General features: G+C 66.5%; 20 protein-coding genes. 10 read left to right on the forward strand and 10 right to left on the reverse strand.

Annotated features, from left to right (window positions below; translation table 11 throughout):
• Window positions 1–64: 64 nt before the first annotated feature.
• The gene (locus tag ACQP1T_RS31465; protein WP_433756652.1) at window positions 65–412 is read right to left on the reverse strand and encodes a DoxX family protein; all 348 of its coding nucleotides are present in this window, start codon (window positions 410–412) and stop codon (window positions 65–67) included.
• Window positions 413–686: 274 nt separating this feature from the next.
• Here ACQP1T_RS31465 and ACQP1T_RS31470 point away from each other — a divergent pair, with 274 nt between their 5' ends.
• Window positions 687–1,583, forward strand: coding sequence for a LysR family transcriptional regulator (locus tag ACQP1T_RS31470; protein WP_433756653.1), 897 nt, complete (start codon window positions 687–689; stop codon window positions 1,581–1,583).
• A gap of 4 nt (window positions 1,584–1,587) precedes the next feature.
• Here ACQP1T_RS31470 and ACQP1T_RS31475 read toward each other — a convergent pair whose 3' ends face one another.
• Together ACQP1T_RS31475 and ACQP1T_RS31480 are read right to left on the reverse strand one after the other, a co-directional pair.
• On the reverse strand, window positions 1,588–2,403 hold the full coding sequence (locus ACQP1T_RS31475; RefSeq protein ID WP_433756654.1) for an Fpg/Nei family DNA glycosylase: 816 nt from the start codon (window positions 2,401–2,403) through the stop codon (window positions 1,588–1,590).
• A 209-nt stretch (window positions 2,404–2,612) separates the two neighbouring features.
• A complete protein-coding gene (locus tag ACQP1T_RS31480) occupies window positions 2,613–3,086 on the reverse strand; it encodes a ribose-5-phosphate isomerase (RefSeq protein WP_397039069.1) in 474 nt (157 codons plus the stop codon).
• A gap of 152 nt (window positions 3,087–3,238) precedes the next feature.
• Between ACQP1T_RS31480 and ACQP1T_RS31485 the strand changes: the two genes are divergently transcribed.
• Complete coding sequence (locus ACQP1T_RS31485) at window positions 3,239–4,366, forward strand: M48 family metallopeptidase (protein WP_433756655.1); 1,128 nt, start codon at window positions 3,239–3,241, stop codon at window positions 4,364–4,366.
• 5 nt (window positions 4,367–4,371) lie between these two features.
• On the opposite strand, the gene ACQP1T_RS31490 is transcribed toward ACQP1T_RS31485, so the two are convergent.
• Window positions 4,372–5,016 carry a mycothiol-dependent nitroreductase Rv2466c family protein gene (locus tag ACQP1T_RS31490; protein ID WP_433756656.1) on the reverse strand — a complete coding sequence of 215 codons (645 nt, stop codon included), beginning with the start codon at window positions 5,014–5,016 and terminating at the stop codon, window positions 4,372–4,374.
• Between the two features lie 181 nt (window positions 5,017–5,197).
• Between ACQP1T_RS31490 and ACQP1T_RS31495 the strand changes: the two genes are divergently transcribed.
• The 4 genes from ACQP1T_RS31495 to ACQP1T_RS31510 all read left to right on the forward strand — a co-directional run bounded on the left by ACQP1T_RS31495 (window position 5,198) and on the right by ACQP1T_RS31510 (window position 8,688).
• Entirely contained in the window at window positions 5,198–6,445 is a 1,248-nt protein-coding gene (locus ACQP1T_RS31495) for an NAD(P)/FAD-dependent oxidoreductase (protein WP_433756657.1), read from the forward strand.
• A 97-nt stretch (window positions 6,446–6,542) separates the two neighbouring features.
• Window positions 6,543–6,944, forward strand: coding sequence for a YciI family protein (locus ACQP1T_RS31500; RefSeq protein WP_433756658.1), 402 nt, complete (start codon window positions 6,543–6,545; stop codon window positions 6,942–6,944).
• Between the two features lie 6 nt (window positions 6,945–6,950).
• Window positions 6,951–8,165: an RNA polymerase sigma factor gene (locus ACQP1T_RS31505; protein WP_433756659.1), complete on the forward strand. Its 1,215-nt coding sequence runs from the start codon at window positions 6,951–6,953 to the stop codon at window positions 8,163–8,165.
• A gap of 46 nt (window positions 8,166–8,211) precedes the next feature.
• Entirely contained in the window at window positions 8,212–8,688 is a 477-nt protein-coding gene (locus ACQP1T_RS31510; RefSeq protein WP_433756660.1) for an NUDIX domain-containing protein, read from the forward strand.
• A gap of 15 nt (window positions 8,689–8,703) precedes the next feature.
• Here ACQP1T_RS31510 and ACQP1T_RS31515 read toward each other — a convergent pair whose 3' ends face one another.
• The gene (locus tag ACQP1T_RS31515; protein ID WP_433756661.1) at window positions 8,704–9,540 is read right to left on the reverse strand and encodes a phosphoribosylaminoimidazolesuccinocarboxamide synthase; all 837 of its coding nucleotides are present in this window, start codon (window positions 9,538–9,540) and stop codon (window positions 8,704–8,706) included.
• 138 nt (window positions 9,541–9,678) lie between these two features.
• Between ACQP1T_RS31515 and pepN the strand changes: the two genes are divergently transcribed.
• Window positions 9,679–12,261, forward strand: a complete 2,583-nt coding sequence (pepN, locus tag ACQP1T_RS31520; protein WP_433756662.1) for an aminopeptidase N — start codon at window positions 9,679–9,681, stop codon at window positions 12,259–12,261.
• A 121-nt stretch (window positions 12,262–12,382) separates the two neighbouring features.
• Here the strand turns inward: pepN and ACQP1T_RS31525 are convergent, their stop codons facing one another.
• The 4 genes from ACQP1T_RS31525 to ACQP1T_RS31540 form a co-directional block, all read right to left on the reverse strand.
• A complete protein-coding gene (locus ACQP1T_RS31525; RefSeq protein WP_433756663.1) occupies window positions 12,383–12,847 on the reverse strand; it encodes a DUF5130 domain-containing protein in 465 nt (154 codons plus the stop codon).
• Complete coding sequence (gene ctaJ, locus ACQP1T_RS31530) at window positions 12,834–13,109, reverse strand: aa3-type cytochrome oxidase subunit CtaJ (protein ID WP_433756664.1); 276 nt, start codon at window positions 13,107–13,109, stop codon at window positions 12,834–12,836. The genes ACQP1T_RS31525 and ctaJ overlap by 14 nt, the downstream gene beginning before the upstream one ends.
• A 139-nt stretch (window positions 13,110–13,248) precedes the next feature.
• Window positions 13,249–14,853, reverse strand: a complete 1,605-nt coding sequence (locus ACQP1T_RS31535; RefSeq protein ID WP_433756665.1) for a glycoside hydrolase family 13 protein — start codon at window positions 14,851–14,853, stop codon at window positions 13,249–13,251.
• A 133-nt stretch (window positions 14,854–14,986) separates the two neighbouring features.
• Window positions 14,987–15,391 (reverse strand): globin, encoded by a 405-nt coding sequence (locus ACQP1T_RS31540; RefSeq protein WP_397038869.1) that lies wholly within the window; start codon window positions 15,389–15,391, stop codon window positions 14,987–14,989.
• A gap of 312 nt (window positions 15,392–15,703) precedes the next feature.
• On the opposite strand from ACQP1T_RS31540, the gene ACQP1T_RS31545 reads away from it, so the two are divergent.
• Complete coding sequence (locus ACQP1T_RS31545; protein WP_433756666.1) at window positions 15,704–16,309, forward strand: HNH endonuclease; 606 nt, start codon at window positions 15,704–15,706, stop codon at window positions 16,307–16,309.
• A 3-nt stretch (window positions 16,310–16,312) separates the two neighbouring features.
• Here the strand turns inward: ACQP1T_RS31545 and ACQP1T_RS31550 are convergent, their stop codons facing one another.
• Window positions 16,313–16,873: a helix-turn-helix domain-containing protein gene (locus ACQP1T_RS31550; RefSeq protein WP_433756667.1), complete on the reverse strand. Its 561-nt coding sequence runs from the start codon at window positions 16,871–16,873 to the stop codon at window positions 16,313–16,315.
• Window positions 16,874–16,952: 79 nt separating this feature from the next.
• Between ACQP1T_RS31550 and ACQP1T_RS31555 the strand changes: the two genes are divergently transcribed.
• Both ACQP1T_RS31555 and ACQP1T_RS31560 read left to right on the forward strand, forming a co-directional pair.
• Window positions 16,953–17,660: an AzlC family ABC transporter permease gene (locus tag ACQP1T_RS31555; protein ID WP_433756668.1), complete on the forward strand. Its 708-nt coding sequence runs from the start codon at window positions 16,953–16,955 to the stop codon at window positions 17,658–17,660.
• A gap of 49 nt (window positions 17,661–17,709) precedes the next feature.
• A complete protein-coding gene (locus tag ACQP1T_RS31560) occupies window positions 17,710–18,030 on the forward strand; it encodes an AzlD domain-containing protein (protein WP_433756669.1) in 321 nt (106 codons plus the stop codon).
• Window positions 18,031–18,090 lie beyond the last annotated feature (60 nt).

The following is an 18,090-nucleotide window of genomic DNA, read 5'->3' on the forward strand; positions in this document are numbered from 1 at the left end:
GCGACAACACCTTTCCGGCGCAGGGCTCAGGGCCGTGTGTGCGGCCCTGAGCGACGTCAGTGGATCAGGCCGCGGCCCCGAGCGCCACCGCGGCGGCTACGGGCACCAGATACATAAGCGGATACGGAATATGGGCGTAGGAACGCGCCCGCACCACCGTGACCACGGCGCCCAGGAAATACAACACCAGACCGGCCGCGGCCGCGAGCCCGATCACAGGGACGGCGAGGCCAACCAGCAGCCCCACGGACCCGACGGCCTTGGCGGTGGCCAGCCACGGCCACCACGATTGCGGGATACCGTATTCGGCCAGCGGCTCCACCACCCACTTGGCCTTCTGATACATCGAGACCGCCGAAAAGGCGACCCAGCCGGCCGCCACGATGGTGACGACGACATGAGCAATGGACAACACTTTCTCCAATCCCATTGGGGCCGACGAACTTCGGCATGAGTCACGGAGTTCGAGCCGCGTGACGGTATTCAGAGTGCGCGTTCGTCCGGCGCCGAACAAGACCGCATCGGGCAACGAGCATTTCCCAGCGGTTCACGATCGAACCGGGCGCGGCGGCGTGAACGGCCCGGGCCATCGGCGGCGCCAGCCGCTCCGGCCAGTAATATTCGCTGATCACGCGGCATCCCGGGCACCGACGGCACCGCAACCGGCCACCGACGACAGGAACGATGTGGAGCTCCGCGACATCGAGATCTTCCTGACGCTCGCCGACGAACTGCATTTCGGCCGGACCGCCGAGCGGCTCCACGTCACGCCCGCGAGCATTACCAAGGCGATCAAGAAACAGGAACGCGAGATCGGCGCGGCGCTGTTCGAACGAACCAGCCGCAGTGTGCGGCTAACCCCGATCGGTGAACAACTGCGCGACAGCCTGCGGCCGTCTTACCTCGCGCTGCGGGCAGGCATTCAGCAGGCCCGGACGGCGGCCCGCGGCCCGAGCGCCGGACTGCGCGTCGACTTGCTGCCGTACAACACCTCGGTGCTGCACCTGTACTGGCAGGAATTCCGGACGCGGCACCCGCAGTGGGAACTGCAGATCCGCCGTCCCACCATCATCACCGATCCGCTCAGCATGCTCCGGGACGACAGCGTCGACGCGTTGGTCGTCTGGACTCCGATCCGGGAACCGGATCTGACCGTGGGCCCCGTCCTGTTCTCCGATACCCGTGTGCTCGCCGTAGCCGCCGACCATGAACTCGCTGAACGGGAGTCGTTGCCAGCGGAGGCGCTCGCCGACGTCCCGCACATTATCGGGGCCGATTGGCCGGAGTACTGGGAGGGCGCCTACCTACCGTTCCATACCCCAGGTGGCCGCCCTATCCCCCGCGGCACCTACGCAACCAGTCCCGACGACGCCCTGGTGCTCATCGCGGGCGGCGAGTTCGTGCACCTGTTCCCCGCGCATGTCACCGAGTACTGGTCGCTACCGGACATCCGCTTCATCCCCGTCCCCGACCTCCCGCGGCTGCCCTACGCCCTGGTGTGGCGTACCGATGCCGAAACAGAGCGCACCCGGGCGCTCGCTCGTGTGATCCGGGACCTCGGCGACCGAACCGACCGGCGGTAACCGGTCACGACGGCTGACACGCCGGGCACCAGAACAGGTTTCGGGCTTCCAGAACCGAGTGCAGGACAGTCGCCCCGCACAGGCGGCAGGGTTCGCCCGCCCGCCGATACACGTATGTCCGCGGCTTGTCCGGAGCATAAGCCGGTGCGCCATGGTCGTGTTCGCGGCGGACCACGACGATCTTGCCGCGACGGACGCCGACGCGCATGAGTTCGGTCAGATCCACCCAGATCGCGTCCCATTCCGCACGATCCAGGCCGGTGCCCGGACGGTGCGGCGAAATACCGTGGCGGAAAAGGACTTCCGCGCGGTAGACATTGCCGACACCGGCGAGCACCTGCTGATCCATCAGCAGTGCGCCGATCGGCCTGCGCGAGCGGTGAATGCGCCGCCAGGCCCAGTCGGGGTCGGCGCCGCGCCGCAGCGGATCCGGGCCGAGCCGCTCGGTCAGCGCCGTCACCTCGGCCCGGGTGTACACCTCGCAGGCGGTCGGGCCGCGTAAATCACTGCCGTACAGGCGATCATCGGCTGAGGCGTCACCGACGAGCCGCATCCGCACCTGCCCGACCGGCTCCCCCATCGGCAGCGGCACCTCGGTGAATACCCCGTACAGCCCCAGGTGCACATGTACGACCAGACCCGACTCGTAGTGGTGCAGAAGGTGTTTACCCCACGCCTCGGCCTTGACGAGCGCCTGACCGTCGACCCGCGCGGCCCCGGCGGCGAATTTGCCCTGCGGGCTGGAAACACGCACCACTCCCCCGGCGAAACGCCGCTGATGTAGTCGCGCGAGCCGATGCAGCGTATGCCCTTCAGGCATCGAAGCTCGAAATCCTCTCCGGTCCGCCGACGCGCGCAGCAGAGGCGGCGACACCCTGCTGCGAGCTCGAAACGCAGACCACACTGCCCCCGAAGCGCCATTGCCGGAGTCGGTGCGGCGCATAGCCCTCAGGCATCGAAACTAGAGATCCTCTCCGGTCCGCCTCGCATCGCCGCTCGGCTTACCTTGCGCGATGGCGGATTACGCGCTCAGTGGGCCGGAATCGCCGGTGCCACACCGGTCTTCTCGTACTCGGCCAGGATGTCGATGCGGCGCTGGTGGCGCGGCTCATCGGACCATTTGGTCGAAACGAACGCGTCCACGATCGCCAGCGCCTCCTCGGTGGAATGCATGCGGCCGCCGATGCCGATCAGCTGGGCATTGTTGTGCTCACGGGCCAGCTGGGCGGTCTCCACGCTCCAGGCCAGGGCGCAGCGGGCGCCGGGCACCTTGTTCGCGGCGATCTGCTCACCGTTGCCGCTGCCGCCGAAGACCAGCCCGAGGCTGCCCGGATCGGCGACGGTGCGGCGGGCCGCCTCGATGCAGAAGGCGGGGTAGTCGTCGAGTGCGTCGTATTCGAGGGCGCCGCAGTCGACGACCTCGTGGCCCGCCTGCTCCAGATGGGCCTTGACGTGATTCTTCAGTTCGAAACCGGCATGGTCGGCACCCAGGTATACGCGCATGGCTGCGATTCTGTCAGGCGTGTTTCGCGGCGCCGCGAGAGGGGACGTGCGGTCCCGATTAACACCGTTGCCCGTCGCCGCGAATCGACAGATGCGTACGTCCCGCCAACGGCGCCGAACCTCGTCCCCGGCAAATGAATAGAGTTCTTCGCATGCAGCCGCACGACTTCCAGCCGCCTGAGCAGGCGGGCGGACCCGCCGATCCCTATCCCGCACTGGGCGGATGGGCGCGGGCTCAGGACGCGACCGCCAATTCGCCGCAGTACCCATCGTCGCCGCAATATCCTGCCGCACCGTACCCCGGACTACCCCAGTACGGACCCGCGCCATACGGATACGGTGTCACTCCGGTCCCGCCCGGTACGCCGCCGCAGCGGCAGCCGCGCGGCCTGTCTCCGTACGGCATGCCAGCACGGCACCCGTGGGAGATTCCGCTGCTGGTCGTCGTCTGTGTGATCACCACGTTCGCGATGCTGGTCGCGCTTGCTGCGTGCATCGGTCTCGTGCTGGATGGCAAGCAGCCGAATATCTACCTGATCATCCTGGTCTTCGCGCCGATCGTGGTGTGGTTCCTGCGCGGTATGAGCTACGCGTCCATGCGGGTCAACGGCGTCAAGATGTCGCCGACCCAATTTCCGGAGGGCTATCAGCTGGTGGTCGAGGCGGCGGCCCGATTCGGCATGGCCAAGGTGCCGGACGCCTACGTCGTGCTCGGCAACGGCCAGATCAATGCCTTCGCCTCCGGTCACGGGTTCCGGCGCTATGTCGCGGTCTACAGCGATCTGTTCGAAATCGGCGGCGCCGCACGCGAACCCGAGGCGCTGGCCTTCATCATCGGTCACGAGGTCGGACATATCGCGGCCGGGCACACCTCGTACTGGCGTCAGCTCGGCATGTTCGTGGCACCGTCACTGCCGATCATCGGCAGCTCGCTGATCCGGTCCCAGGAGTACACCGCCGACAACCACGGCTACTGCAACCGCCACGTCGGCGCATCGGGTGCCATGGGCACCCTCGCCGCGGGCAAGTATCTGAACAGATTGGTCGGCTTCGACGAAATGGCCGATCGGGCCGCGGTCGAGAAGGGCTTCTTCGTCTGGATCAGCAATGCCATGGCCTCGCATCCGGTGCTGACCTGGCGGATGTGGGCGCTGCGCGACCGCAGCAGGCACGACAAACTGTTCTGGCGACCGAGCCGACCGGCCGGTGCGCCACCGGCCGGTCCCTACCCGAGCAGCTACGGCGAGGTCCCGGCGTTGCCGCCGAAACCCGTACCGTAGGTCGGTCAGTCGAAGGACGGATCCTCGGTCCTGGTCCGCTTCAACTCGAAGAAGTGCGGGTAGTCGGCAAGCGTGACCGCCGCGTCCCACAGCTTGCCCGCCTCCTCGCCGCGCGGAATCCGCGACAGCACCGGACCGAAGAAGGCATTGCCGTTGATATGGATGGTCGGGGTGCCGACATCCGGACCGACCTTGTCCATGCCCGCGTGATGGCTCTTGCGCAGCGCCTCGTCGAAGTCGGTGCTCTCGGCGGCCGCGGCGAGCTCGGCGGGCAGGCCGACCTCGGCGAGCGAATCCGCGATCACCGCGGCGAGGGATTCCTTGCGGGAGTCGCGGGTGTACTCCTCGCGACGGTTGTGGATGCGGGTGCCCATCGCGGTGTAGAGCGGGGAGAGCACCTTGTCACCGTGCTCCTCGGCGGCGGCGATGGCGACCCGGACCGGCCCCCAGCCGGTGGCCAGCAGTTCCTCGTATTGCGGCGGCAGGCCCTCCTTACCTTCGTTCAGCACCGACAGGCTCATCACGTGGAAACGGGCCTCGATATCGCGGACCTGCTCGACCTCGAGAATCCAGCGGGAGGTGATCCAACACCAGGGGCACAGCGGGTCGAACCAGAAATCGGCAACGTTCTTGGTGGTCGTCTCGCTCACAGACCTGTTCCTCTCCATCGCACGCACGTATCGCGCGGATTCGCCGCGCCACTATTCGTGGCCAACCATGCGGGCGCGCGATTCGTTCCCGGACCGGACGCCCGATTTTCTGCAAAGGCGGCCCCGGGTCCCAGTAGGGTGACACGCAGGCGTCCGGTTCCCTCCCGAAAAGGAGTCCGTTATGACCTCTGATCAGCATTTCGTCATCGTCGGCGGCGGGCTGGCCGCGGCCAAACTGGCGGAAGCGCTGCGCGCCAACGATTTCGCCGGAACGGTGACGCTGATCAGCGCCGAGGAATATCTGCCCTACGAGCGACCACCGCTGTCCAAGGAACATCTGACCGGTAAGAAATCGCTCGAGGAATTCACCGTCGATGCGAGCCAGTGGTACCGCGATCACCACATCGACCTATTGCTCGGCACCGAGGTCGGCGCGATCGATCCGAGCGCGAAAACCGTGACGCTGCCGGATGGTTCGACGCTCGGCTACGACAAGCTCGCACTCGCGACCGGCTCGACACCACGCCGCCTGCCGATTCCGGGCATGGATGCGCGCGAGGTGTACACGTTGCGCACCATCGACGATTCCGACAGCCTGATCGAGCTGTTCGGCTCGGCTCGGCGGCTGGTCATCATCGGGGCGGGCTGGATCGGTCTCGAGGTCGCCTCGGCCGCGCGCGCCGCCCAGGTCGAAGTCGCCATCGTCGAATCCGCCGAACTGCCGCTGCTGGCGGCGCTGGGCCCCGAGATGGGCCAGGTCTTCGCGGATCTGCACCGTGACCACGGCGTCGACCTGCGATTCGGCGCGCAGGTCGAGGCGATCACCACTCATCAGGCCGGGGCAATCACCGCTAGTCAGGGAGGGGTGGATCTGGCAAGCGGAGTCCGACTCACCGACGGCACCGTGATCGAGGGCGATGCCGTACTCGTCGCGGTCGGCGCGCGACCGAATATCGAACTGGCCGCGAACGCGGGACTGGCGACCGACGGAGGCATTCTGGTCGACGCGAGTCTGGCGACCAGTGACCCGAACATCGTGGCGGTCGGCGATATCGCCGACGCGCAGCATCCGGTGCTCGGGCGCCGAATTCGGGTGGAGCACTGGGCGAATGCGCTCAATCAGCCCGCCGTCGCGGCGCAGACCATGCTCGGCAAGTCGGCTTCCTACGAACGCCTTCCGTACTTCTTCACCGACCAATACGACCTGGGCATGGAGTACACCGGATATGCCGCGACCGGTGAGTACGCGCGGGTGGTCGTGCGCGGCGATGTGGCGAAGCGCGAGTTCGTCGCGTTCTGGCTCGATACCGAGAACCGGGTGCTGGCGGGGATGAATGTGAACATCTGGGATGTGACCGATCGGATCAAGGAGTTGATCGGCCAGCAGGTCGATCCGGAACGGCTCGCCGACACCTCCGTGCCGCTGTGATGCGGATCACCATCGGGGATGCGTCGGATCGGTGTGCGCGGCTCCGACCTCATCGCGAGCGCGCCAGCGGGGCGCACCGAAGGCTAGGAGACCGGATATGAAGTACATGCTGCTCAAGACCTATGGACCCGCCGCCAACTGCGACGTCCCGATCACCGAGTGGACGCCGGAGGAGATCCAGGCGCATATCGACTTCCAGCGGGCCCTCGGCGCGGAGCTGGCAAAGACCGGTGAGCTGGTCGACGCGCAGGGGCTGGCCGGACCGGACGAGGCACGATTGGTCAGTTCGGACGGGCGCACCGCACCGGTGATCACCGATGGTCCGTTCCCGGAGACCAAGGAGTTCCTCGCCGGATATTGGCTCGTCGATGTGGAAAGTCCGGAGCGTGCGCTGGAGATCGCCGCACAGGCTTCGGCTGGCCCGGGACCGGGCGGTAAGCCGATCGGTGAGTACATCGAGGTACGCGCGGTGATGGGTGCTCCGGCGACCGAACAATAATCGTCCATGCCCGAAGCACTGCCCATCGAGGACCTGTTGCGCGAACTCGCGCCGCAGGTCCTCGGCACATTGGTACGCCGATTCGGCGATTTCGACACCGCCGAGGACGCGCTGCAGGAGGCCATGCTGGCGGCGGCGACCCAATGGCCCGCCGACGGGTTGCCGGATAATCCGCGGGCGTGGTTGATCCAGGTCGCGCAGCGGCGGATGGCCGATGCGGTGCGCGCCGAGGTGGCTCGGCGACGCAGGGAGACAACGGTTTTCGAGCGCGATGTGCCCGATGCGGAGACCGTCGATCGCGACGATACGCTGGCCATGTTCTTCCTCTGCTGCCATCCGGCGCTGTCGTCCGCGAGCGCCATCGCACTGACATTGCGTGCGGTCGGCGGGCTCGGCACGGCCGAGATCGCCAATGCCTTCCTGCTGCCGGAAGCGACCATGGCGCAACGGATTACGCGTGCGAAGAAAAAGCTGACCACCATCGACCGCCCGTTCGCCAGGCCCGGTGACGCGGAATGGCACGAGCGGCTCGGTGCGGTGCTGCACGTGCTGTATCTGATCTTCAACGAGGGACACACCACCACCGCCGGACCCGATCTACAGCGGACCGACCTCTCGAATGAGGCGATCCGCCTGACCAGGTCGATCCATCGGCTGCTCCCCGACGACACCGAGGTCACCGGACTGCTCGCGCTCATGCTGCTCACCGACTCCCGGCGAGCCGCACGCGCCGGGGCGCACGGTGAATTGATCCCGCTCGCCGAACAGAACCGCGCGCTGTGGGATCGCAAGCTGATCACCGAGGGCATCACGTTGACGACCGGCACCCTCGCCTCGGGTCTCACCGGTCCCTACCAGATCCAAGCCGCGATCGCCGTACTGCACGCGCAGGCGCTGCGCGCCGAGGACACCGACTGGCGTCGAATCCTGGCCCTGTACAGCATGATCGAGCGCATCTCGAAGAATCCGATGATCACCCTCAACCGCGCCGTCGCCACCGCCATGGTGCACGGCCCCACCGCCGGTCTCGAACTCGCCGCCACCCTCGAAGACCAGCTGGCAGGCAACCACCGCCTCGACGCCGTCCGCGGCCACCTACACGAAATGGCAGGCGATTTCGCCGCCGCCATCACCTGCTACACCTCCGCCGCCAACCACACCACCAGCACCCCCGAACGCAACTACCTGACCCTCCGCGCCGCCCACCTCCGCCACGGCTGACCCGTTCGCACCCGGCTGGTAGGCGCTAGGCGGCAGACTGCTCGGTGTGGCAGGCAAATACAGTGCTGGGATTCTGTTGTTTCGTCGGGGCTCCAGTGCGACCGAGGTGTTGATCGGGCATATGGGTGGGCCGTTCTGGGCGCGGAAGGATGCGGGAGCCTGGTCGATTCCGAAGGGTGAGTACGAGCCGGAGCACGAGAGTGCCGAGGTGGCCGCGGCGCGGGAGTTCCTCGAGGAGCTCGGGCTGCCGGTGCCCGAGGGCGAGCGGGTGCCGTTGGGTGAGGTCCGCTACGGCAGTGGCAAATCCGCGAAGAACCTCACCGTTTGGGCCGTCGAGGGCGATCTGGACCCGTCCACAGTTGTCCCGGGCACCTTCGAAATGGAATGGCCGCCCAAATCCGGCCGGCTCGCCACCTTCCCGGAAATCGACCGCATCGAATGGTTGGACCTCGCCACCGCGCGCGACAAACTGGGCGCAGGCCAGCGACCCTACCTCGACCGGCTGGCCGAATACCTCGCTTGACCGCCCCTGCGATGGCTACCGGGGCGCGCCACCCCACGTCTGCCCGGTGATCAGCTCGTAGGCCTCGGTGTACTTCTGCCGAGTGGCATCGACGATCTCGGCGGGGATCTCCGGGCCCGGGTACTCCTTGTTCCAGCCGGTGGACGTGGACCAGTCGCGCACGAACTGCTTGTCGAAGGAGCGCTGGGGACGCCCTGGCTCCCATTCGGCGCCGGGCCAGAAACGCGAGGAGTCGGAGGTAAGTACTTCGTCGCCGAGGGTGAGGATGTCGCCGTCCCAACCGAATTCGACCTTGGTGTCGGCGACGATGACGCCGCGCACGGCGGCGTGCGCGGCACCCCGGGTGTAGATCTTCAGAGTCAGGTCGCGCAACTGCTCGGCGACCTCGCGGCCCTCTTGATTCACCACATCCGCGAAGGTGATGGGCTCGTCGTGGCCCTCGGAGGCCTTACTCGTCGGGGTGAAGATCGGCTCGGGCAGTATGTCGCCGTCGCGCAGACCGCGCGGCAGTGCGACGCCGGAAACCGTCCCGGTGAGCTCGTACTCCTTCAGCCCAGACCCGGTCAGATAGCCGCGCGCGATGCATTCGACCTGCACCATCTTCAGCGGCTTGACCCGGATGCCGCGACCGGCGAATTCCGCGGGCACATCGGTCGCGGAGACCACATGGTTGGGCACATCGGTGAAGTATTCGAACCACCAGTTCGACAACTGGGTCAGCAGTGCGCCCTTATCCGGGATCGGCGTCGGCAGCACCACGTCGTAGACCGATACCCGGTCCGACGCCACGAGCAGCAGGGTGTCGCCGTCCTCGTAGAGGTCGCGCACCTTTCCGGCGTGGATGTGCTTCACGTCGCAGCTCCGATCCTGGTCGATAGGGTTTATGGGAAAAAGTCCCGCGCGGGCAACCTTACCGAGGTGGCATTGTGGTGAGTGCTGTGCCCGCCGGGGGGCCGCCCGTGCATGTTCTTCGAACCACGAAGGAGTCCAATGTCCGCACCTAACCTGACTCGCGACCAGGCGATCGAACGCGCCTCGACAGTGCAGGTCGAGAACTATCGCATCGAGCTCGACCTGACCGACGGGGCGGGGCAGCCGGGCGAGCAGACCTTCTTCTCCCGCAGCACGGTCACTTTCACCGCGACCGCGGGCGCGAGCACGTTCATCGATATCGTCGCCCGCGGGGTCCGCTCCGCCGTGCTCAACGGCACGCCGATCGACGTCGCCGACTACGACGAAGCCAAGGGCATCACCCTCACCGGTCTGGCCGAGCACAACGAACTCGTCGTCGAGGCCGACTGCGAATACTCCAATACCGGTGAGGGCCTGCACCGCTTCGTCGACCCCACCGATGACGCGGTCTACCTGTACTCGCAGTTCGAAACCGCCGATGCCAAGCGCATGTTCGCCTGCTTCGATCAGCCGGATCTCAAGGCCACCTTCGATATCAGCGTCACCGCCGCACCGAGCTGGAAGGTCATCTCCAACGCCGCCGCGGTCGATACGCTCATCGCCGATCCCGGCAAGCACCTGTTCCGCACCACCCCGCGGATGAGCACCTATCTGGTCGCGCTCATCGCGGGCCCGTACGCGGAGTGGACCGACGCCTACACCGACTATCACGGCACTATCCCGCTCGGCATCTACTGCCGGGCCTCGCTCGCCGAGCACATGGACGCCGAGCGCCTGTTCACCGAGACCAAGCAGGGATTCGGCTTCTACCACAACAACTTCGGTGTGCCGTACGCCTTCGGCAAGTACGACCAGCTGTTCGTCCCGGAGTTCAACGCGGGCGCGATGGAGAACGCGGGCGCCGTTACGTTCTTGGAGGACTACGTCTTCCGGTCCAAGGTGACCCGAGCCTCCTACGAGCGCCGCGCCGAGACCGTGCTGCACGAGATGGCGCATATGTGGTTCGGCGATCTGGTCACCATGAAGTGGTGGGACGACCTGTGGTTGAACGAGTCGTTCGCGACCTTCGCCTCGGTGCTGTGCCAGTCCGAGGCGACCGAATACACAAGTGCCTGGACCACTTTCGCGAATGTGGAGAAGTCCTGGGCCTACCGGCAGGACCAGCTGCCCTCCACCCACCCCATTGCCGCGGACATCCCGGACCTGCATGCGGTGGAGGTCAACTTCGACGGGATCACCTACGCCAAGGGCGCTTCCGTGCTCAAGCAGCTCGTCGCTTACGTCGGGCTGGAGCCGTTCCTCGCGGGTCTGCGCGCGTATTTCACCGAACACGCCTACGGCAATGCCACTTTCGACGATCTGCTCTCGGCGCTGGAACAGTCCTCGGGCCGCGATCTGTCCGGCTGGGGCGCGCAGTGGCTCAAGACCACCGGCTTGAATATCCTGCGCCCGGATTTCGAGGTCGACGCCGAGGGCAAGTTCACCTCGTTCGCCGTGGTGCAGGAGGGCGCCGCGCCCGGTGCGGGCGAACGTCGCGTCCATCGCCTCGCCGTCGGCGTCTACGACGATCAGGACGGCAAGCTGGTGCGCACCAAGCGCGTCGAACTCGATCTCGATGCCGCCGAGCGCACCGACGTCCCCGAACTGGTCGGTGTGCCACGCGGCACGTTCGTACTGGTCAACGATGACGACCTCACCTACTGCTCGGTGCGCCTGGATGCCGATTCGCTCGACGTGCTGGTGAACCGCATCGCCGATATCGCCGAACCGCTGCCCCGCACGCTGGCCTGGTCGGCCGCCTGGGAGATGACCAGGCAGGCCGAGTTCCGGGCCCGCGATTTCGTCGCACTGATCCAGCGCGGCATCGGCGCCGAATCCGAAATCGGTGTGGTGCAACGACTCCTGATGCAGGCGAACACCGCGATCGGCAGCTACGCCGATCCGGAATGGGCCAACACCACCGGCTGGCCCGAATACGCCAACCGGCTGCTGGAACTCGCGCGCGAGGCCGAGGCGGGTTCGGACCACCAACTCGCCTTCGTCAACGCACTCATCGGCGCCAAGCTGTCGGCCTGGCATACCGAGGTGCTGCGCGAACTGCTCGACGGTGATCCGGCGAAGGTCGGCCTGCCCGGTCTGATCGTCGATACCGATCTGCGCTGGCGGCTGGTGACCGCGCTCGCCGCCGCCGGTGAGATCGACGTCGATGGTCTCGCCACACCCACCATCGATCAAGAGTTGTCCAACGATCCGACCGCCGCCGGTAAGCGCCATGCCGCGGCCGCCGCGACGGCCCGTCCGATCGCCGAGGTGAAGGAGCAGGCCTGGACAACGGTGATGTCGGACGATTCGGTCCCGAATATCACCGCCCGCTCGATCGTCGGCGGCTTCGCGCCCAATGGGCAGGGTGAGCTGCTGACGCCGTACGTGGAGCGCTATTTCGCCGAGGTTCCCGGCGTCTGGGAGCGCCGCTCCAGCGAGGTCGCCCAGACCGTGGTCGTCGGGCTCTACCCGGCCTGGGCGATCAGCGAGGAAGCCGTCGCGACGGCGGACAAATTCCTCGCCGATGACCATCCGCCTGCTCTGCGCCGCCTGGTGAGCGAGGGCAAGGCGGGCATCGAACGCTCGCTGCGCGCCCGCGCCTTCGACGCTCAGGACTGAATGTCACTGAGGCGGGGCGTGCCATCCATCGTGATGCGCACGCCCCGTTCGTATTTCGACGGCCGAAACGCAAACGGCGCGTCCACCTCAGCGGTGAACGCGCCGGAGCACGCGGTACGGGTCAGCGACCGATCTGCGCGGCCATCACGCGGACCGCGGAGACCAGACCGTCGATGAGCTGGCCCTTCCGGAGCGAGCTCAGCGCCGCGGTGACGCCGAGCTGGCAGACGCGGTCATTGACGCGATCGGCGACCTCGTGGCCGGAGCGCACCTCGATGGCCTTGTCATTGGGCGAAACCGCGATGAGCACCGAACGCGCGGCCTCGGGGGTCGCGGGGAAGACCGCGTCCGCACCGGCGGCCGGATCAGCGCCGAGATCGCCGATGTAGATGTTGAAGCGCAGCTTGGTCGCGCGGGTCGCCTCGGTGAGCGCATTGTCCATGGCGAGCCGCTCGTCATCGCTGAACGGGGCTTCCTTGAACACCGCACCGGCCTCGTGCACACCCGAGACCCGGCCGCTGCTGGTGACCACCGATCCGTGCGGCAGTTCGGATTCGACTACCGCGGGCCAATTAGAACTTGCCACTTGCCCGGCCTCCGATCAGCTCCACGTCGGTGGATTCGATTGCCGCATGGTGCCCATGCGACGACTCAGCGTGGTGACCCGATCCGGTCACCTCGTCGGTAGCACTCCACAGCACGGGAGGCTGGGTCCACTTCTGACCGAGGTCGAAGTGGACCGGCTTCTCGCCGGGCAGTGGCTTGCCGAGATACGACAATCCGGCGATCGCGCCGTAGATCACCAGCGGGATGCCGAGGAAGATCAGCACTGTCTCGAGAATGCTCATGACTGCGCCTCGCTGACGCTCGGCTCCGTCATGCGCATTGCGCGCTGGCACATGGTTCGCTCGCTTCGCTCACTCACAGGAACCAAACTAGACGATCCTCTGTAGTAGTTCGCGCTCTGGTCGAACTCGTGTTGTCCACTCACACCAGCCAGGCGGCGGCATTCGCGGGCAACTGTCCGTTCACCGGTGGGGCGCTGGTCAGCAGGATGTCCCCCGGCGGCAGCGAGATCGGCTCGGACGAGGCATTCAATACACAGACCAGTCCACCGGGTCGCCGGAAGGCGAGACAACCCGCCGGACTGCCGTACCACTCGATCCGCGGACCAGCGAATTCCGGTCGGACACCGCGTAATTCGATCGCCAAGCGATACAGCGACAGCGTGGAGCCCAACGCCTCCAACTGCGCCTCGACCGACGATGACGCCCACTCCGGCGGTATCGGCAGCCAGGACTGCTCGGCCGTGGTGAAGCCGAACGGCGGCGTCACGCCCTCCCACGGAATCGGCACCCGGCAGCCGTCGCGTCCGCGCTCGGTATGTCCGGAGCGCTCCCAGACCGGATCCTGCAGCACCGCCTCCGGCAGATCGTCCACATTCGGTAGTCCGAGTTCGGCGCCGTTGTAGATGAAGACCGCACCGGGCAGCGCCAACTCCACCATGATCATCGCCCGGGCCCGTGCCAGCCCCACCGGACCGCCGCCGTAGCGGGTGACCTCGCGCTCGATGTCGTGATTGGACAGGGTCCAGGTGGGCGATGCGCCGACCGGCGCGACGGCCGCGAGCGAATTGTCGATCGCCGCCCGCACGAGGTCGGCGGTGAACTCCGCCTCGGCGAGGCGGAAATTGAAAGCCAGGTGCAGTTCGTCCGGTCGGACGTACTCGCCGAAGCGGGTGTTGTCGTCGACCCACACCTCGCCGATCGAGACCGCGTTCGGATACTCGTCGAGCACCTTGCGGATGCGGCGGTGGATCTCGTGCACATGCGGATTGTTGAAGCGCGGATCGCTGTCGTCGTGCACGAGCATCTTGGTGTCGACGCGCGCCATATCGGGCAGGCCGTCCGGTTTGGCCATGCCGTGCGCGACATCGAGGCGGAAGCCGTCGACGCCGCGGTCGAGCCAGAACCGCAGCGTCTGCTCGAAATCCGCGGCGACCTCCGGATTCTGCCAGTTCAGATCGGGTTGCTCGCGCGCGAAGATGTGCAGGTACCACTGCCCCGGGGTGCCGTCGGGCTCGGTAATGCGGGTCCAGGCGGGTCCACCGAAGATGCTCGGCCAGTTGTTCGGCGGCGTCGCGCCGTCGGGTCCGCGGCCGTCGCGGAAGATGTAGCGCTCGCGTTCGTGGCTGCCGGGTGCGGCGGCCAACGCCGCGGCGAACCAGGGATGCTGGTCACTGGTGTGGTTGGGCACCAGGTCCATGGTGACCTTGAGATTGCGGTCGTGCGCCTCGGCGATCAGTTCGTCCATCGCCGCCATACCGCCGAACAGTGCGTCGATATCACGCGGATCGGCGACGTCGTAGCCACCGTCGGCCATCGGCGAACGCATCACCGGACAGATCCAGAGCGCGTCCACCCCGAGTAGTTCGAGATAGCCGAGCTTCTCGCGAACTCCACCGAGATCGCCGATCCCGTCACCGTTGGAGTCCGCGAAGGATCTCGGATAGACCTGGTAGAACACGGCCGACCGCCACCAAGGTTGAGCGGTGCGATCCACCGACGCCGGCACGGCAGGTGTATCAGTCACATCCGCAATAGTGCCAAAGATTTTCGGTAAATTCGCCCAAGCTCAACTGTGTTCTGTGACATTCGGCAAATTTCCAGCGTTGCACAACCCGTACCGTAACCCTGGCGCTGACCCGGAATTGGCCGAGATGATCTCACCAAGCCGCATTCATCAGCGAATTTGCCGCCATCTCCAAATAGTCGAGCAATGCCTTGCGATGTTCATCGTCCAGAATTTCCGGTTCGATTTCCGCCACGCCGATGCGCATGCAGCGCAGCCAGGCGTCGCGCTCCACCGGACCGATTTTGAATGGCATATGCCGCATCCGCAGCCGCGGGTGCCCGCGTTCGTCGGAGTAGGTGCGCGGACCGCCCCAGTACTGCTCCAGGAACATGCGCAGGCGCCGCTCGGCCGGTCCGAGGTCCTGCTCCGGGTACAGCGGGCGCAGCACCTCGTCATCGGCCACCTCGCGATAGAACGCCGCGACGATGCGCTGGAACGTCTCCGCCCCGCCGATCGCCTCGTAGAACGACGTGGCTGTCTGCTCGCCGGAAGTCATCGAATCCTCTCGATCGGGGCCAGGCTGTATTGTCTCGAGCACTGCGGCCGCCGTCCATTGTGCCCGCGTTACGAACGGGCGGCCCTTCAACCACAGTTCATCCGACATTGTGCGAAATCACCGTGCAATAGCAGGCGTTCCATGGTCAACTGGGTGGCAGTCTCTGCCGAGATACCACATGATCTTGATTACGAAGAAACCGGGGTCAACATGAAGCAGCGGCACGGCCGATCACATGAGGCCAGGACGCACCGACAACTCCAGCCCGCCGACGTCCACAATCGTGGGTCGGGGGCTACTCCGCTGCACATCTTGTCCGACCACCATCCGGGTGCCCATCGCACCGGTGAGCCTGCTCACCACATTCCACACCTCACGCCCGTCCAGAACGAGGCCGCCAACTGGTTGAAGCGCCGGGTGTTGCTTCTGAATGCCACCTACGAGCCGCTCACCGCCTTGTCCGCGCGCCGAGCCGTCGTACTTCTCATCTGCGATAAAGCCGACACCGTCCACCACGACCCCGAGGGCTCGGTGGTGCATTCCGCTGAATCCGCCGTCACGATTCCATCCGTCATCCGGCTGCGCAGCTATGTGCACGTGCCCTATCGGGCGCGCGTCCCGATGACCCGCGCCGCCCTCATGCATCGCGACCGCTACCGCTGCGGCTATTGCGGTGGCAAGGCGGAGACCATCGACCACGTCATCCCGCGCAGCCGCGGCGGTGAACATTCCTGGGAGAACTGCGTCGCGAGCTGCGCACCGTGCAACCACCGCAAGGCCGACAAACTGCTCAGCGAGCTGGGGTGGACATTGCGTTCGCCGCTGGTTTCGCCGAAAGGGCCGCATTGGCGGCTGTTGTCCACGACCGCCGATCTCGACCCGGTGTGGTTGCAGTATCTCGGTGAAGGCGCCGCCTGACCTTCAGGTGTATTCGACCACCAGCGTCGCCCAGGTGTCCGGTTCGAGGGCCTCGAAGACGTGCGGTGCGTCGCCCGGGTAGGCGATGTAGTCGCCGGGCGCCAGTTCGACCGGCGCGTCGATCGGGCCGACGAGTGCGCGACCACTGGCGAGGAGCACGTGCTCGACCACGCCCGGGATATGCGGCTCCGATTTGCGCGCATGCCCTGGCTCGGATGTGATGCGGAAAATATCGCGGCGGGAGTTGGCCGGACCGGCCGCCAGCAGCGTTGCGCGGTACTCGGACTCAGCGGCGGCGACCACCGGCCCCTCCCCCGCGCGAATCACGTGAACGGTGGGGCGCGGCGGGTCGAGCAGCCGCGAGAAGGGCATATCCAGGGCGACGCACAGCGCCCATAAAGTCTCCAGGCTCGGATTGCCGGTACCGGATTCCAGTTGGGACAGTGTGGATTTCGCCACACCCGCCCGGTTGGCCACCTCGGTCAGCGATAACCTGGCGCGGGTGCGCTCGCGGCGCAGGGCGGCGGCGATCACCGCCTGTGGCGTCGTCGGAGTCTGCTCCATTTCCGCTCCCGTCGAGTAGCTGACCGCCCAACAGAGAACCATATTGACGAATCGTCCCGCCATGTTCACTATAAGCTACATGCGTTCGATATGGCGAACACTCGATCGGGACACCCTCTCCGGCATCGCGGCGGTACTGCTCGCGGTCGGGTTGATCGGGGTTTCCTACGGCGCTACCGCGGTCACCTCCGGATTTCCGCTCTGGGTGCCGATTGTGCTCGGGATCGTGGTGCTCGCGGGTGGGGCGGAGTTCCTGTTCATCGGGATCATGGCCGCCGGTGGCAGCCCGATCGCCGCGGTACTGGCCGGATTGCTGGTCAATGCCCGGCATCTGCCGTATGGGCTGTCGGTGCCCGATGTGGTCGGCACCGGATGGCGGCGGCGCATCGGCGTGCATGTGATGAACGACGAATCCGTCGCGCTGGCACTGGCCCAGCCCGATGTGACGCGTCGACGGGCCGCGTATTGGGTGAGCGGATTGGGTGTGCTCGTTGCGTGGCCGGGTGGTGCGGCCATCGGCGCGCTGATCGGCACGGTGGTGCCCGATACCGGTGCGATCGGGCTGGATGCGGTATTCCCGGCGGTGCTGTTGGCGCTGATCATGCCCGCACTCCGGGCACGTAGCACCTTGCGCGCCGCACTCGTCGGGGCCATCACCGCCGTGGCGAGCGCACCGTTTCTACCCGCGGGAATGCCTGTGCTGGTTGCGCTTTCCGGGCTCTTCTTCGCGATGTCGACCAAGCAGCGCGACGAGGAGCCTGGCTCCAACGGAACGCAAGCCCCATGACCGAGCCGAACACCAACACAGCCCGGACGGAACCGAGAGGGGCGCAGGTATGAATACCCCAATCCTGCTGGTGGCCATGTCGGCACTGTCCGCCGGAACCTACGCCTTCCGTTCGTCAGGCCCCGCCCTGCGCAACCGCATTCGCTTCCCGGAGCGTGCCACCAAGCTCCTGGAAATCGGCGCGGTGGTCCTACTGGCCGCCATGGTCGCCATCACCACCGTGCCCACCGGATCCGGCCATCTCGGATTCGCACTCCCCGCAGGCGTTCTCGTCGGCGGCCTGCTGGCCTGGCGCAACCAACCCATGCTCGTGGTAATCCTCGCCGCCGCAGCCACCACAGCCGTCCTGCGCCTGCTCGGCGTGACATGAGGCCATTCGACGGGCCCCAGGGCCCGCGCAGCGATACGGCAGAAGCTATCTGGACACGGC

This window comes from Nocardia sp. CA-135398 (assembly GCF_050955845.1).
Classification (GTDB): domain Bacteria; phylum Actinomycetota; class Actinomycetes; order Mycobacteriales; family Mycobacteriaceae; genus Nocardia.

What these genes read in the sequence shown, in the direction of transcription:
- ACQP1T_RS31475 (WP_433756654.1), bottom strand. Translation starts at nt 2,403, where the DNA reads ATGCCTGAAGGGCATACGCTGCATCGGCTCGCGCGACTACATCAGCGG.
- ACQP1T_RS31480 (WP_397039069.1), bottom strand. Translation starts at nt 3,086, where the DNA reads ATGCGCGTATACCTGGGTGCCGACCATGCCGGTTTCGAACTGAAGAAT.
- ACQP1T_RS31485 (WP_433756655.1), top strand. Translation starts at nt 3,239, where the DNA reads ATGCAGCCGCACGACTTCCAGCCGCCTGAGCAGGCGGGCGGACCCGCC.
- ACQP1T_RS31495 (WP_433756657.1), top strand. Translation starts at nt 5,198, where the DNA reads ATGACCTCTGATCAGCATTTCGTCATCGTCGGCGGCGGGCTGGCCGCG.
- ACQP1T_RS31500 (WP_433756658.1), top strand. Translation starts at nt 6,543, where the DNA reads ATGAAGTACATGCTGCTCAAGACCTATGGACCCGCCGCCAACTGCGAC.
- ACQP1T_RS31505 (WP_433756659.1), top strand. Translation starts at nt 6,951, where the DNA reads ATGCCCGAAGCACTGCCCATCGAGGACCTGTTGCGCGAACTCGCGCCG.
- pepN (WP_433756662.1), top strand. Translation starts at nt 9,679, where the DNA reads ATGTCCGCACCTAACCTGACTCGCGACCAGGCGATCGAACGCGCCTCG.
- ctaJ (WP_433756664.1), bottom strand. Translation starts at nt 13,109, where the DNA reads ATGAGCATTCTCGAGACAGTGCTGATCTTCCTCGGCATCCCGCTGGTG.
- ACQP1T_RS31540 (WP_397038869.1), bottom strand. Translation starts at nt 15,391, where the DNA reads ATGACTTCCGGCGAGCAGACAGCCACGTCGTTCTACGAGGCGATCGGC.
- ACQP1T_RS31550 (WP_433756667.1), bottom strand. Translation starts at nt 16,873, where the DNA reads ATGGAGCAGACTCCGACGACGCCACAGGCGGTGATCGCCGCCGCCCTG.
- ACQP1T_RS31555 (WP_433756668.1), top strand. Translation starts at nt 16,953, where the DNA reads ATGCGTTCGATATGGCGAACACTCGATCGGGACACCCTCTCCGGCATC.
- ACQP1T_RS31560 (WP_433756669.1), top strand. Translation starts at nt 17,710, where the DNA reads ATGAATACCCCAATCCTGCTGGTGGCCATGTCGGCACTGTCCGCCGGA.